Origin of the sequence: Scardovia inopinata JCM 12537, assembly GCF_001042695.1 — a bacterium.
Lineage (GTDB): Bacteria > Actinomycetota > Actinomycetes > Actinomycetales > Bifidobacteriaceae > Scardovia > Scardovia inopinata.
The window spans coordinates 601,758-616,202 of record NZ_AP012334.1; the positions used below are offsets into that span (position 1 = coordinate 601,758).

General features: G+C 49.4%; 11 protein-coding genes and 1 riboswitch. Of the genes, 6 read left to right on the forward strand and 5 right to left on the reverse strand.

What is annotated here, in order from left to right:
• Window positions 1-86 precede the first annotated feature (86 nt).
• The gene (locus tag SCIP_RS02415; protein WP_115672866.1) at window positions 87-1,751 is read left to right on the forward strand and encodes an MDR family MFS transporter; all 1,665 of its coding nucleotides are present in this window, start codon (window positions 87-89) and stop codon (window positions 1,749-1,751) included.
• Between the two features lie 17 nt (window positions 1,752-1,768).
• On the opposite strand, the gene SCIP_RS02420 is transcribed toward SCIP_RS02415, so the two are convergent.
• Both SCIP_RS02420 and SCIP_RS02425 read right to left on the reverse strand, forming a co-directional pair.
• Window positions 1,769-2,677, reverse strand: a complete 909-nt coding sequence (locus SCIP_RS02420) for a shikimate dehydrogenase family protein (protein ID WP_006292934.1) — start codon at window positions 2,675-2,677, stop codon at window positions 1,769-1,771.
• Window positions 2,664-3,524, reverse strand: coding sequence for a type III pantothenate kinase (locus SCIP_RS02425; protein WP_006292935.1), 861 nt, complete (start codon window positions 3,522-3,524; stop codon window positions 2,664-2,666). Before SCIP_RS02425 ends, SCIP_RS02420 begins: the two co-directional genes overlap by 14 nt.
• A gap of 198 nt (window positions 3,525-3,722) precedes the next feature.
• Here SCIP_RS02425 and SCIP_RS02430 point away from each other — a divergent pair, with 198 nt between their 5' ends.
• From SCIP_RS02430 to SCIP_RS02440, 3 genes are all read left to right on the forward strand, one after another.
• The gene (locus SCIP_RS02430) at window positions 3,723-4,205 is read left to right on the forward strand and encodes a GNAT family N-acetyltransferase (RefSeq protein ID WP_006292936.1); all 483 of its coding nucleotides are present in this window, start codon (window positions 3,723-3,725) and stop codon (window positions 4,203-4,205) included.
• A 200-nt stretch (window positions 4,206-4,405) separates the two neighbouring features.
• Window positions 4,406-4,888: a hypothetical protein gene (locus tag SCIP_RS02435; protein ID WP_006292937.1), complete on the forward strand. Its 483-nt coding sequence runs from the start codon at window positions 4,406-4,408 to the stop codon at window positions 4,886-4,888.
• Window positions 4,889-5,218: 330 nt separating this feature from the next.
• Window positions 5,219-6,478 carry a peptidase U32 family protein gene (locus SCIP_RS02440; RefSeq protein ID WP_006292938.1) on the forward strand — a complete coding sequence of 420 codons (1,260 nt, stop codon included), beginning with the start codon at window positions 5,219-5,221 and terminating at the stop codon, window positions 6,476-6,478.
• Between the two features lie 124 nt (window positions 6,479-6,602).
• Here the strand turns inward: SCIP_RS02440 and SCIP_RS02445 are convergent, their stop codons facing one another.
• Window positions 6,603-9,029 (reverse strand): energy-coupling factor transporter ATPase, encoded by a 2,427-nt coding sequence (locus tag SCIP_RS02445; protein WP_006292939.1) that lies wholly within the window; start codon window positions 9,027-9,029, stop codon window positions 6,603-6,605.
• On the reverse strand, window positions 9,029-9,598 hold the full coding sequence (locus tag SCIP_RS02450) for an ECF transporter S component (RefSeq protein ID WP_006292940.1): 570 nt from the start codon (window positions 9,596-9,598) through the stop codon (window positions 9,029-9,031). Before SCIP_RS02450 ends, SCIP_RS02445 begins: the two co-directional genes overlap by 1 nt.
• Before the next feature lie 3 nt (window positions 9,599-9,601).
• A riboswitch (FMN riboswitch) is annotated at window positions 9,602-9,719 on the reverse strand.
• 228 nt (window positions 9,720-9,947) lie between these two features.
• Between SCIP_RS02450 and ppgK the strand changes: the two genes are divergently transcribed.
• Both ppgK and SCIP_RS02460 read left to right on the forward strand, forming a co-directional pair.
• Entirely contained in the window at window positions 9,948-10,718 is a 771-nt protein-coding gene (gene ppgK / locus SCIP_RS02455) for a polyphosphate--glucose phosphotransferase (RefSeq protein WP_006292941.1), read from the forward strand.
• A gap of 75 nt (window positions 10,719-10,793) precedes the next feature.
• A complete protein-coding gene (locus tag SCIP_RS02460; RefSeq protein ID WP_006292942.1) occupies window positions 10,794-11,957 on the forward strand; it encodes a pyridoxal phosphate-dependent aminotransferase in 1,164 nt (387 codons plus the stop codon).
• Between the two features lie 26 nt (window positions 11,958-11,983).
• Here SCIP_RS02460 and SCIP_RS02465 read toward each other — a convergent pair whose 3' ends face one another.
• A complete protein-coding gene (locus tag SCIP_RS02465) occupies window positions 11,984-14,404 on the reverse strand; it encodes a hypothetical protein (RefSeq protein ID WP_006292943.1) in 2,421 nt (806 codons plus the stop codon).
• Window positions 14,405-14,445: the final 41 nt, after the last annotated feature.

Genomic DNA, 14,445 nt, shown 5'->3' on the forward strand with positions numbered 1-14,445 from the left:
TCTTTTAGAGTGAAAAGACGTTATTTCTTGCCACACGGTTGGTTACATGAGGTTGGTTGCTACGAGGCTGGTTATATGAGGAGCAGATGGTACAGAGAATGAGCACAGATGTGAACAAACAAATCTCCTGGAAGCAGAGGATGAGTAAGCCCCTATCACAGGAAGAATCGTACAGGAACGGGCGTTTAACCCATACTGCCTTTGTTTCTCTGGCAGTCCTGACTTTCATAACTTTCCTGGGCAATTTCACCCAACTTCAGCTGTCAGCAGCCCTGCCCACCGTCGTCAGCGACTTTCACATCAACGTGACCACCGGTCAGTGGATGACCTCAGTTTTTCAGCTGGTCATGGGAGTTATGGTTCCCCTGACTGCCTTCTTAACCCGTCGTTTTACTACCAGACAGATTGTGCTCACCTCTATGGCAGTTTTTGTCCTCGGCTCAGCCCTGGCCTGGCTGGGTCCCACTTTTCCTTTGGTCTTGCTGGGCCGAATTCTGGAAGCAGTGGGAACTGGCGTCATGTGGCCGGTTCTGCAAATTACCGTCTTCTCCATATACCCTCTTTCCCGCAGGGGAGTAGCTATGGGGACGGTTGGAGTGGCTATGAGTGTGGCTCCAGCCGTAGGGCCGACTTTTGGCGGTTGGCAAACTGACAGTCACGGCTGGAGGTCCATCTTCTTTACTCTGACGTTGGTGGGTATTTTCGCCTTTATCCTGGCCACTTTTCTCCTGCGCAACTTTGGGAAGACCGACACAACAGCAAAAGCTGATTTCTTCTCTGTGGCCCTGTCTGTTTTTGGTTTTGGCGGTCTCATGTTTGGCTTTACCAACATTGAGTCCTATCCTTTTGCGGCCCCACTTGTTTGGGCACCTATGCTGGTGGGTCTCCTGGGCATTGTTTGGTTTATTCTCCGTCAGATTAGCCAAGCTCGAATTTTCAAGGCTGCCCAGGCTGCCGGAGAAATGACAGCCGATAAAAGAGGACAGGGTGCGTCTGTCAATGCCCAGCCCCCTTTGCTGGATTTAGGAGTATTGAAGAACAGAAGTTTCTGTATGGGAACGATTGTCGCCTCTTTAAGCTTCTTTGCCTTCAGCTCCATTACGGTTATCATCCCTCTGTATATTCAAAATGACATGGGATTTTCGGCCACCATGAGCGGCTTAGTTATGCTTCCCGGTGCTTTTGGCCAGTGTATTGCCCAGTTCTTCGGGGGTAAAATGCTGGACAGATTTGGGGCCCGGCCTGTTGCCCTGGCCGGATCAACTATTTTGATGATAGGCACCATTATGATGAGTATGATTAATCTTCATACATGGATCTGGTGGGTATCTATCAGCCAGTTTACCCGGCAGATTGGTATGGGCTTTACCCTGATGCCGGTGACGACCTGGTCTCTTAACTGTCTGGAACCTGAAGATGTGTCTGCCGGCTCTGCAGTTACCAATACATCCCGGCAGATTGCCGGTGCAGTGGGGGCCCCAATCCTGGTTATCCTCATGGAGATTTTTGAAAAAATGCGTCTATCTGCTCTGGGTGGAGCTCAATCTCAGGTAATTCCCTCCAGCGTGTTCGCTATCAAATGGGTGTTGAGGATTTCGTCTCTTATAGCTTTGATGATGGTGCTTATGGTTCTCTTTGGAGTGAGGGGCCGGGGAGCAGGGTCTTCCCATGATGTGGCCAGGCGGGCAGTGGCAAAAGCCCATCAGGAGCTGGAAAAGCATCATATAATCCAGACTCATAGGGCAGCTTGAACCTCTTGAACCTTCGTTTACAGGGGAAGTGCCCTCTCAACCTGATCGATGGGCATGTCTTGACCGGTCCAGAGCTTAAAGGAAGCAGCTCCCTGATGGATCAGCATACCCAGCCCGTTCATTCTCACAGGAACCCGAGCTTCCTGAGCTTGAGTTAGGAGTCTGGTCTGGGCCGGCGAATAGACCGTATCTACCAGGGCTGTCAGATTGCTTAGCCAGGAAGGATGGTCCACCAACGACTGGCCTTCCTGGCCTTCCTGGCTTCCCATTCCTACTGATGTGGCATCAATATACAGGTCAGAGGAGAGCAGTTCCCGGCGGAAGGCAGCTTTATCTTCCAAGGGAAAGAATTTAGCTCGTGTCTGGCTGATAGACGTGATTTTTTCTACTAGGTCTTTGGCTTTATGGGCAGTCGGGTTTGTCTGCCCCTGACTTGTGTAAGCCCGGTTAAAAATGGAAATTTGCCCTGCTCCGCTTAAGGCTGCCTGAATGGCTATGGGGCTTCCTGCTCCACCTGCTCCAGCCAGGGTAATTTTTTTGCCTTCTATGGAATATCCCCGGGCTTTCAGGGAATTAACCAGGCCCAATCCGTCTGTAGTGTAACCGGTCAGGATGCCCTGACGGTTAACAATAGTGTTGACTGATCCAACCAGGCTGCTGGTTTGATCAAGCTGATCTAGGAAGGGAATCACTGCTTCTTTATAAGGCATAGAAACGTTGGCACCCAGCATTTTTAGGGCTCGAATGGATTCAATGGCTGCTTCCAGCTGGTCAGCTTCCACATCAAAAGCACAGTAGCGGGCATTAATTCCCCGGGAAATAAATGATAAATTATGCATCAGAGGGGAGAGGGAATGCCGGGCCGGGTGGGCAATAAGCCCGGCTATCCGGGTATTTCCGTCAATGGGGAGGTCAGCGAGAGGCATGAGACGCCTTCTTGTGGCCGCGATTTTTGGAGCTAGTGGTTCGATTGTAAATAATATCCATACCTTTAAAAATTAAATCTGGATCATAGACATCAATCAGGCCCAAATCCTTGGCATCAACTTCCACTACCCGGCCTAGGCCCCCGGTGGCAATCACAGTCAGATCAGGGGAGAATTCCTTCCTGCTTTGGTTAATTATCATCTGCAGGCCTCCCAAAAAACTGTAATAGAGGCCGGACTGAATGGCATCGATGGTATTGGTGGCTGTAATAGTACCAGGCCGGCGGATTTCCACCTGGGGCAGCTGAGCTGTTCCTCCAGCCAGGGCTCGGGCAGAGGTCTGCAAGCCGGCGCTGATTAAACCGGTGACAATGGTACCGCCGGAATCCACAATGTTGTAAGTAGTCGCTGTTCCCATATCAACAACCAGGCTGGGGGAATTATAGAGGTAGTAGGCTGCAACGCAGTCGCAGAGGCAGTCTGAGCCCAGGCTTTTGGGATCATCGAGCTTCACATTGATTCCCGTTTTTACCCCAGGAGACACAATCATGGGGGTTGTGCCCACCACCTTAATAATGGCAGATTTGAAGGAGTGCATAACCTGGGGAACAACGCTGGCAATGATAACCCCTTCCACGTCTGAGGGCTTGTAGGAACTTAAGGCCAGGAACTGCAGGAGGGCAATCCCATATTCATCGCTGGTGCTGGTCTGGGTAGTGGTCATCCTGTAGGTATCTGCCACCTGCCGCCGAGACAGGGGGTGAGCTGAATCTACCTGATCAGAGGGAAGGGGATCCATGAATCCAATCACAATGTTGGTGTTTCCAATATCTACTGCAATAAGCATAAAAACCTGCCTTTACGACTGCTGCTTTCATCATACCTCAACAAGCACATGCAATCCGCACCGTGTGATCCTGCCGGCGGAATAGTGGCAGACTATAGTCTCTGTGGTGAATAGAATAAAGGTTATAACGCAGTTTTCATTGGTTGTTTCACGGTAATAAAGAGCTAAACAAATTGGAATTCGTAAAAGGACAGAAGTATGCTGAGATTGGAAAAAATTAATAGGAAAAATGTTTGCGATATTGTAAAGCTTCACGTGTCTGAGGACCAGAAAAACTTTGTTGCAGCTAATGATGTTAGTATTATTGAAGCTTACCTATCGATTACCGGAAATGGCTATGCTTTTCCATTTGGCATATACGAAGATGATGTTCCGGTAGGATTTTTAATGATAGGATTTGACACCGATGATTACTGGGATGACGCGCCTAAAATAGCCAAGGGAAATTATAATCTGTGGCGGCTCATGATAGACAGAGCTTATCAGGGTAAGGGACTCGGCAGGAAAGCAGTTAGGCTTGCTTTAGATTTTATAAACACCCTTCCTTGCGGAGAGGCAGAATATTGTTGGCTATCGTATGAACCCGAAAATGATGGTGCCCGCCAGTTATACAGGTCGTTTGGCTTTGCTGAAACGGGTGAAAAGGACGGAGAAGAGCTTATAGCCAGTCTGAAGCTATAAGCTAAATCCCAACTTGTGGGATTTAGGTCTAACAATCCATCAAAATAGAGACAGCAGTATTAAATGTGCTGATTTTTTCACCAAGGATTCTGTCATTTGTCATTTCTGGAATCTCAGACTACTGTGGAACAAAAGATATAAACTCCCTAGTGCTCTTGTCATTCAATCTTTCCGGTCAGGGCAGAAAGTGAGGTCTGCCGGTGGTAGCGATTATTTCAGCAACATGCGCAGTAATCTCCATGCTGATAACTGTGGGGACTTTTATCTTTCAGCAGTATGATTCTCGTCCTGAGATAATCATTAGTATCCGTAGGCGCAGAGGTTCATCCACCATATCTACAGGGCACGAGACGTATACACATGCTTTTACTCTGGTTGAACTTGTTGCTGTAAATGTAGGCAAAAGCACTGCCAGGAATGTTGACATTACCTTTATCGCTGATGGGAGTGAATCTCCGGCTCTGATAATTGATGGCCCGGAGCACAGTAGATTCCATGCTGTTCAGATGCCCGTTATCCCGGCAAATTCCTCTTTTGTTTTCTTTGATTTTTTGGAAGAAAGAATGCACCGTGTAAAACCGCAAAAAGCTTCTTTTGCTATCACTTTTACGGGTCCATTTCGACTGAAAAGGCATCATATTCAGACAATCGATTTCACCAATACCCCTCCTCTGTTTGTCTAAAAGCCAGTCGTCGTCCCGGTGAAGCCGTGTAGAGGTGAATCTTACTTTTTGTTACTGAGAAGGATCATGGTACCCTGCAGTTATTGTACGTTTTTATTATGGACTCCTAAATCCATTCGAATAAATAATACTTATTGATTGTTTTATCGTAAACAATACAATAATTTGGTGTTTTCTTTCAGATTTTATAGATTTTCTCTGAGAGTTATTCCCTAGAATTTTGGCATGTCTTTCTTGGACCGACTGAATGGTAGGGTAGCGCATGTGCAGCACATACAGATTACCGATCCTTTGACAGACAGTTTGCCTCCCTTCTCTGCCAGCAGCCCTATGATTCGCCGCCGCCGGCCTGAGGTTCTGGCCCCAGCTGGGAATCTGAATACGGTAAAGGCGGTGATTGATGCCGGAGCTGATGCTGTCTACTGCGCTGGCAAAATGTTTGGCATGCGGTCAGCACCCAAAAATCTTACTATGGAAGAGCTGTCACAGGCAGTGGACTATGCCCATGCCCGCAATACAAGGATTTTTATCACCTGTAATGTTTTACCTACCAATCCTGAAGTCGAAGGTATTCAGAACTATGTTGGAGCTCTCAATGATATGGGAGTCGATGCTGTTATTGTCAGCGATATTGGTCTCTTGATGGCTGCCCACAAGGCAGCACCTCAGCTGGAACTGCACGTCTCTACCCAGGCTGGGGTGGTGAATTATCTGACTGCCAATGCCATGTATGAGCTGGGAGCCCGGCGGGTTGTTCTGGCCTGGGAGCTGAGTCTGGATGCAGTTCGGGAAATCAGGGAAGATACCCCTCCTGACCTGGATATTGAGTGTTTCGTTCACGGTTCTATGTGCATGGCTTTTTCCGGCCGCTGCCTGATCAGCAATTATCTGACTGGCCGGGATGCCAATCACGGCGACTGCGCCCAGCCCTGCCGCTGGAAGTACTCGGTAGTGGAAGAAAAGCGTCCGGGGGAATACTTCCCGGTGGAAGAAAGCGATGAGGGTACGTATCTGTTTAACTCTCAGGACATGAATATGCTGGAGCATATTGATGATCTGCTGGATGCCGGGGCCACCAGCCTGAAAATTGAAGGCCGGGGCAAGTCTGCCCTTTATGCATCCACAGTCACCAATGCATACAAAATGGCCGCTTCTGTCTATGTAGAACGCCGGCAGGCTGGCGATAAGGGACCCATTGATCTTCCTCAGTGGCTGAAAGAGGAACCTTTCAAGGTTACTCACCGCCCCTACAGCACCGGTTTCTACTACCCTGATCATCAGGTCACTCAGTCTACGGATAGGGGAGGCTACCTGAATGAATGGCGGATTGTGGGCAATGTTCTTTCCTGGCGGGATGGCCGGCTGACCTTCCGGGCCCGGAACCTGATTCAGCCCGGAGATACAGTAGAATTTATCCAGACTGGTCGTCAGCCTTACCGTCTGATCATTGATAATGATATTCGCGATGAGGATGGTAACCGGGTAGAAGCTTCCAACCGGCCAATGTATATATATTCAATTCCCTGTCCCCAGGCTTTTGACCAGGGAATTTTCATGCGGGCTCAGGTTCGTAAGGCTAAAAAAGTGTAGGCTTCACATCCAGAAGTTTTGCGTCACAGGGTGAGTCACAGTTTGCGTCACAGGGTGGGAATAAGGCGCACGTCTCTTTGTGGGCTTTGTCTGCCTGGCTATACGTTTGGTTATATATCTGGACTTATATGCCTGGGAAGTGCAGCTTAAAGAAAACCAGAATAATCATCCAGGCTGCAACCAGGGCAGCAACAATACCGTCCCGGTAACTGAAGGCCAGGGGATGCCAGGAGGTTCGCTTGTGAGGGCCCTTGTAACAGCGGGCGTCCAGGGCCAGTGACAGGTTATGGGCATGACGAATAGCGGCTCCGAGAACAGGAACCAGTAAGGATGTAGTAGACCTGACCCGGGCCAGGAGACTCCCTGTCCCAATTGATCCGCCCCTAGCTATCTGAGCACGTCCGAGATTAAGGAATTCTCCGGTGATAATAGGGACAAAGCGGAGGCCTAGAGTCAGGACGAAAGCCACATCATGGGTGGGTACAGACAGGAGCCTAAGAGGTCTGATCAGGGATTCAAAGGCATCAGACATACGCATGGGAGGAATAACGATAATAAGCAGGAAACCCAAAGCAATCATGAGAATAAAACGCATAGGATAAATGAAAGCTGTCCACAGACCCTGGTCGGTAATCCTGATAAATCCCCACTGGAGCACGTTTCTGCCATTTTGAACAAAGAAGGCATTAACCAGACCCATAAACAGGAAAATCCACATAAAACCATGCAGCTGCAGCCACAAATCTTTCAGGGAAACCCGACTGAGACCAATGGCCAGAGCTATCAGCAGGTAGCCCCACAGGAGCATGGGCAGGTTGGAGATAGCCAGGGAAGAGAGCATGACGGCTATGGTTGACAGGATCAGAGACCTGGGATCGCAGGAGGAAAACACGCTGTTTCTGCTGCCGTGAGCTTCTTTTGAATCGTGAGCTTCTGCTGAGACAATTCGCCGGTCTGCCGGTGCTGTCGGTTTCTTCTCCTTTGTGTCCAAAAAAACCACTCGGGAGGCGTTATGGGCAATAAGGGGAAGAGAATGAGTAATGACAATAATGGTTTTCCCTTGGCTTCTGAGGGTTTTCAAAAGAGAAAGGATCCTCTGGCTGGCCCTGGCATCAAGGCCCACAGTCGGCTCATCCAGAACAATAATGTCAGGATTGTTAACCAGGACACCAGCTATAGCAGCCAATCGCCTTTCTCCTCCGGACAAATCCCAGGGGGTTCTCTCTTTCAGGTGAGAAATTCCCAGAAGCTGGAGAACCTGATCAGTTCTGTCTGCTGTTTCTTGGGCAGTCACACCCAGGTTTTTTGGCCCGTAAGCAATATCGTCGGCAACCGTTTCGGCAAAAAGTTGATTTTCCGGGTGTTGCATCACATAACCGATATGAGAGCGGATGATTTTCCTATTTTTGCGGGCGAAAGCATCCAGGCCATTAATAAAAACCTTCCCCTTGCTGGGTTTGCCCAGGGCACACATCATGAGAGCCAGGGTAGATTTTCCAGCTCCATTGGGGCCAACCACAGCCAGGTAATCGCCCTGATTCACGGTCAAAGACAGGTTATGCAAAGTATCAGACCTATTGCTGGGGTAGCGGTAGCTGACCTCAGACAACGACAGAACCGGATTCTTTCCTCTATCCTGAAAACCCAAGTCTACAGAAGAATTTGTCCAGGTTGATATATGCTCAGCTTGAATTCCTAAGGAAGCTACCGCCTGATCAGTAATTTCCTCATCGGTATGAGAAAAAACCTGAGCATAAGATAGAGCAGACGCAGAGTTGGTGCTTAGTTCAGCTTGGTTATACTGGGTCGTCAGCAAATACTGGCGGTAGGATTGAGGGTTTTCATCCCGCCTCAGATGCCCATGATCCAGCTCAATAATACGGTCTGACAGCAAGGCTTCGCCCCTATTATGTGTAATCATAATAATGGTTAAGCCCTGCTTATGCAGTTCGGCCAGAGTCTTCATCAGGCTTTGCCGGCCTGAAGCATCAATCATGGCTGTGGGCTCATCGAGGATGAGAATCTGAGGATTCATGGCCAAGGCAGAGGAGATAGTCACTCTTTGTTGCTGCCCACCAGAAAGATGAAGCGGATCGTCCTTGGCGTGAGCAGCCATACCGGTTTGATTCAGAGAGGAAGTTACCCGTTGACTGATCTGGCGGGGATTAAGCCCCAGATTCTCCGGTCCAAAAGCCACATCATCATCCACCAGGCTTGACACTATTTGGTCCAGGGGGTTTTGGAAGACAATGCTGATTTTTTCTCGGGCAGCATCGTAGGCGTCATAATTCACAGACGACTGTCCGGATTGCTTTTCAGAATCAAAGACCATCGATCCTAAAAGGGACACCTGTCCCTGATCTGGGTGGGATAGTCCGGCCATAATTCGCGCCACAGTGGATTTACCTGAACCGTTGTCCCCAACAATACTGACCCACTCGCCCTGACTTATCGTCAAAGACAACCCATCCAGGGCATAGTGTGATGATTGGGGATATCGGTAAGTAATGGAGGTCAGTTCAATGGCCGGTTTCCCAGGGGCAGAGGACATTACAGATCTTTCTTGACCATTCGGGAAACAGGCTTGTAGCACAGGAAGGTAATGATGCTGTGCAGGCCCATTTTCAGGAGATTAAAGGGAAGATAAACAGGAATGATCATTGCCAGATACTTGCTGACAGCTATGTGATAATAGAGAGGGGTTGCAGCCACATTCAGCGTCAAGGCCACGATGATGGCCAGGACGGCACCGGCAATCAAACCAAGAAGAGCTTGTTTCCTGCTGCGCTTGTGATGGTAAATCAAGGAAGCAAGCAGGGCAAAAGAGACCATAATGGCCATATTCATGAGAGCCCCAATCGGATTTTTAAAGAGGTGAGGCACATAGATCAGTAGACTGACAGTCACACCAGCTGCGGGACCGTATGCAAAAGCTGCAATCAGGCAGATGACACCGCTGAAATCATATTCCAAAAAAGGTGCTGCTGGGAAAATAGGGAAGGAGATAAAGCTCAAAGCAATGCCCAGGGCAACAAAAAGGGCATAGATGGCAATTCTCTGTGTGCTCCAGCCATGAGCTGAGGTACGATTGGTTGAATGATTATTCTGAGGAATACTCATACTATCTCGTTTCTTTCATCCGGACTATACCGTTGGCTTCGGGATTTCACCGAATCCACCGCTTATGCGGGTCGCGGGCTTTACCGCCAGTAGGGAATTTCACCCCACCCTGAAACTTATGTATTTTATTATTTATTATCGAGGTTCCCGTGCTGATAGCACAGGTGAACCTTGCCTAAACTATATCAAGAGGGTAGACAAATCTCTTTCCAGCTTGGTTGCATAAACGTGGATCACAAAAATGTGCGACTGACGGCAGGTATTATGCCCACTATGACGTAAAATCAAAATATGCCGCACAGATACAGAGTAAGCTTGGCGGCACCAATATCCGATCCAAGGAGGGATTATGATCGAGACCGCTCAGGCATGTGGAATTGATATTGGCGGCTCCGGAATTAAGGGAGCCCCGGTCAATCTGTACGAGGGCAAATTTGCTGAAGAACGTTTACGCATCCCTACTCCGGAAGTATCTACTCCGGAAGCCGTTGCCAGTGTTGTCAAGCAGATTTTGGACCACTATGATGTTCAGGATGGAACCCCGGTAGGCATCGCCTTCCCGGCTCCTATTAAGCCTGGCAAGCCCTTGGATTTCATGGCTAATCTTGATCAGTCGTGGATTGGGGTCGATATTAATAAACTGATGACCGAACGCACCGGACGGACCTGTCATGTGGTTAACGACGCTGATGCTGCCGGTCTGGCAGAGGCACAGTTTGGAGCTGCCAAAGGGGCCAAAGGCTTGGTCATTGCCACCACCTTGGGCACAGGAATCGGAACTGCCCTGATTATGGACGGGGTTTTGGTCCCCAACACGGAACTTGGACACCTGATTTTGGATGGCAAGGATGCAGAGATATATGCTTCTGATGCTGCCCGGGACCGCAAAGGTCTTACCTGGAAGAAGTGGGGCAAGCGACTAACTAAGTATTACCGTCTTTTGGAACATTATTTTAGTCCCGATATATTTGTTGTTGGCGGGGGAGTGAGCAAGAAGAGCGATAAGTTCTTCCCCTACATTGATATTGATACCCCCATTGTTCCGGCTCAGCTGCTCAATGATGCAGGAATTGTTGGAGCAGCCTATTTTGCTTCAGCCGCCGAAGGCAGGAGTCTCTGACCAGTCGCGCGATGTGATGCGTCTGGAGTCTGAAAGAATGCCCGTCAGTAAGGACTAGCGGTGTAAACTGATGGGATGACCTTTACCTTCTCTCATCGTATTGATGAATCACCCCTGAACCCTATTGCCCGGGAAACTGCCCGGCTGAAGGCTCAGGGTTTTTCTCTATCTAGTCTGAATGACTCCAATCCCACGCATTTTGGCCTGGCCCCCCGGCTTGTGCCCCAGACATACCTGGCTGACCCCCGGGGAGATCTCCCTGCCCGCCGGGCTCTGGCAAATTTTTTAATTGGAGCTGATCCGGACAGGCTTTACCTGCTCAGCTCTACATCTGAAGCCTATGCCTGGCTTTTTATGCTTTTATGCAACCCTACAGATCTGGTAATGGGCCCCAAACCTGGCTACCCTCTGATTGAATCCATAGCACGGTTGACCGGGGTTGAGGCGATTCCATATCCGCTTTTTTATGATGGTTCGTGGAATATTGACCGGGAGTATTTACGCAGCATGATCGAGGATAAGGAGAAGGCCGGCAGGAAAGTTAAAGCCCTGGTATTGATTAACCCTAATAATCCCACCGGTTCTTATCTTAAGGCTGAAGAGAGGCGGGAAATTATTGACCTCTGTCAGGAGCACGGCATTGCTCTTATTGCCGATGAAGTTTTTTACGATTATGCCCTTGATCCGCCCCAGGACAGGCGGCGCCTGGCCGGCGAGGATCAGGTTCTGACCTTTGCCTTGGGTGGGCTGTCCAAATCGCTGGCTGCTCCTCATGCCAAGGTGGGCTGGATTCAGGTTAGCGGGCCCCGGGACGAGGTGGCAGAAGCCCAGCGGCGGCTGGATGTAATCGCCGATGATTTTCTTCCTTTTTCTCAATTCCATTCCGATGCTCTGCCTTCTTTGCTGGCTGAAGTCCCTAGCCAGACAGAAGCGGTATGTAGGCGGATCCGGGGGAATTATGCTGCTTTGCGTTCTTTCTTGAAAGAAGATAATCGCAGTCTGCTGACTGTTCTTCATGCTGAAGGCGGATGGAATGTTCTCATTCGCTTCCCCTCAACTATTGACGAAAATGAGCTTTCCCGGACCCTGCTCGATGATTTTTCCCTGGTTTCTCAGCCTGGTTATTTTTTTGATATGCCTTCCAACGGATATACGGCTTTGTCCCTTCTGCCTGAAAGGCCGGATTTCCTGCAGAAGCTGCAGGCACTCAATAGGGCAGTCAACAGACTGGCATGGTAAATTCTTTTTAGCTTAGTTGAAAGGTGCTAGAGCTGAAAGATGCTAGCAAAAAGATAATAAACTTGAGGAGTTACGGTGATCACCGCGTGAGATCTGGCTGGGTCGAAAATTGATAAGCCAAAGATGAGTATTTCCACCAGAACCAGCAGGATAAGAATCCATAAGAGAGTCAGAGCTGCCCAGTTTTTTCTTGTGGACCTAGCTTTTTCCAGTCCCCACTGGAAGATAATGACAAAAACAGGAATTGCCGACAAGGTAAGAATCCAGGAGAAATCATTCATATAGCGCCAGTCGACTCCCCCCATATAGGTTTCCAGGGCACATATAGCAGGGCAGAGAATCAGACTGATCAAAGAGATACCCAGAGTTCCGCTTTGTTTCAGCTTCCGCCTGACAGGAGGAAGCAGGAAGCCCAAAGCCAGGTAAGACAGGGGGGCAAAAACAAAAATACCGGCAATAATGCTGTCAGAATACATCCAGGGGACAAAATGCGGGCGGTAAGAATTGATGAAGGGGAAGACATGATTTCGTGTTATTTGCAGGGGGGCCCAAAAATTAACTAATACACCCTGAACCACCGAGGACAGGGCAGGTTTATAAGTGGTAAGGTCTTCCACTGTCATCTGATAAATGCTGCCAAAATTCAGGAAAGAGCCGAATTTTATCTTATTGGAAATCAGAGCAGGTGCCATTCCGGCCAGGGCTGGAAGAAGGGCTGCCAGGGTTCCCCACAGATCATGCAGGGCGGCTGAAGATCGAGTCCTATTTTTCTGATGGTTGAATTTAATCAGTTCTGCATAGAGGGGAATCAGCAGGAGTGCTGAGAGAATAAAAGGAGGACGGCAGCCCAGAGTCAATCCTATGCAGAAAGAGCCCAGGGCAATTCTAGGGTAGGAAAAGTAGACAATTTGCTTCTTGTCCTGATCGCAGTCTGCCCGGGTCCAGGCCTTGTATCGGTTTGTGCCCGGATCGTAGACCCGTTTTGCTCCCAGCCAAAGCCAAAAGCCCGCTGCTGTCAGGAAGGTGGCGCTGGCAGTGGGAATGCAGTAGAAGCTGAGGTTGGTGATCAGGGAAATAATAGTGCTGCCAACCAGAACTATGAGGAGGACCAGGACAGTGATGCCCAGGGAAACTTGTGGGAAATACCGTTTCAGGAAGCGTATGATGGCCAGAAATCCGAAAATAATGGCCACAGCAATGAAAAGAAAGCTGGCAACAATGGAGTTAAGCCACAGGCCGCCAGCATGAATTCCTGAGGTAAAGAACTGGAAAGGAAGAAAAACCAGAAGGGCAGGAACAATGCCAAAATAGGAGTACCAGTGGCCCTGGTAAAAAGCGTAATCCCAATAAATAGTAGCTCCCTGTGAGAGGAGGGAGTTGCGGACAGCTACTGAATGGGGGTGAGCTGCCTGGGCTAGAAGAGGATCAACAGGCAGATCGAGCCAGGCCTGTCCGTGAAGAATAGCCTGGGCAGACAGCTGGTATTGGCTGAAATTATAAGTATAGCTGCCGGAAAACTCTCGGTAGACCGCGGGAGGCTGAACCCAGCCAAAAATCAAGCCACTGGCAAGAACTAGTGCCAGACAGGGAAGGATAACCAGAAGAGCATAAGCCGCTCTTTGCTTGCCGGAAGAGGGGTCCAGTCTCATCTGATAGAGGGAGGACCGGGGCCGCAGGGCGATGAGGAAAAGAGCCAGGATAAAGAGTATCCCCATCCTTATGAGATTGAGATTAAAAGGAAGATCCGGGTTGATGGTCAAGGATTTCACGGCCAGACGGGAGCCGGCAGGGCTGTGAAACCAAATGCGCAGGGTAGTTCCGTTGGGGTAGGTACGGGTAAGATCCCTGACCTGCTGCGAGGTTGACATATAGGCAGTCGCTGAAACCTGGGGGCTGAAAGTGATCACCTTTCCCATGGCATGATGACTGCCATGGAGGGCATCAATGCGGATGCTAATGCTCCCCAAATCTCCGGAATCTGCATTGGTGAAGTTCAGCGATACCCCCTGGCTGTTCCAGTAAATCCGTGACACTTGTCCTCTAACCGGGATATCGACGTAAGCCTGGTCGCTGGAATCTACGGTGATGGCCTGTGCAGACCGAGAATACTGAGCGCCGCCCGCAAGGTATGCTCCTTTTGCCAGATAGGTACCTGCCGGATGTTTGCTCGTTGACTGGGTGTCTTCAGACTTGGTGTTTTTCCCGGTGCTGGAATCCTCATGCTCGCTCGGTGATTTACTACCGTGGCTGGTGGAGGTAGGATTGGCCGACAGAAAAGAGTAGGTAGATTGAGGGGAATCAGATGCCTGCCGTCTTTGAATGAGGCTGGACCAGTAATCAAGGTGGAAAAGGCTTACTTCCAAGAGGAGGATACAGACAAGAGCAATAAGGCAGTAGCGGAGAAAGGGATGGAGTCTTTTTATCCCTCTACTACTTTTTTCTGTCATGTTCTGTCTGTTTTTCGCCACAGGAACATTGTAACCTGAGA

Coding starts and splice junctions, on each gene's coding strand:
- SCIP_RS02425 (WP_006292935.1), bottom strand. CDS start 3,524: ATGCTTATTGCAGTAGATATTGGAAACACCAACATTGTGATTGGATTC.
- SCIP_RS02450 (WP_006292940.1), bottom strand. CDS start 9,598: ATGAGTATTCCTCAGAATAATCATTCAACCAATCGTACCTCAGCTCAT.
- SCIP_RS02465 (WP_006292943.1), bottom strand. CDS start 14,404: ATGACAGAAAAAAGTAGTAGAGGGATAAAAAGACTCCATCCCTTTCTC.
- SCIP_RS02440 (WP_006292938.1), top strand. CDS start 5,219: ATGATTCGCCGCCGCCGGCCTGAGGTTCTGGCCCCAGCTGGGAATCTG.
- SCIP_RS02460 (WP_006292942.1), top strand. CDS start 10,794: ATGACCTTTACCTTCTCTCATCGTATTGATGAATCACCCCTGAACCCT.
- SCIP_RS02420 (WP_006292934.1), bottom strand. CDS start 2,677: ATGCCTCTCGCTGACCTCCCCATTGACGGAAATACCCGGATAGCCGGG.
- SCIP_RS02415 (WP_115672866.1), top strand. CDS start 87: ATGGTACAGAGAATGAGCACAGATGTGAACAAACAAATCTCCTGGAAG.
- SCIP_RS02445 (WP_006292939.1), bottom strand. CDS start 9,029: ATGTCCTCTGCCCCTGGGAAACCGGCCATTGAACTGACCTCCATTACT.
- SCIP_RS02430 (WP_006292936.1), top strand. CDS start 3,723: ATGCTGAGATTGGAAAAAATTAATAGGAAAAATGTTTGCGATATTGTA.
- ppgK (WP_006292941.1), top strand. CDS start 9,948: ATGATCGAGACCGCTCAGGCATGTGGAATTGATATTGGCGGCTCCGGA.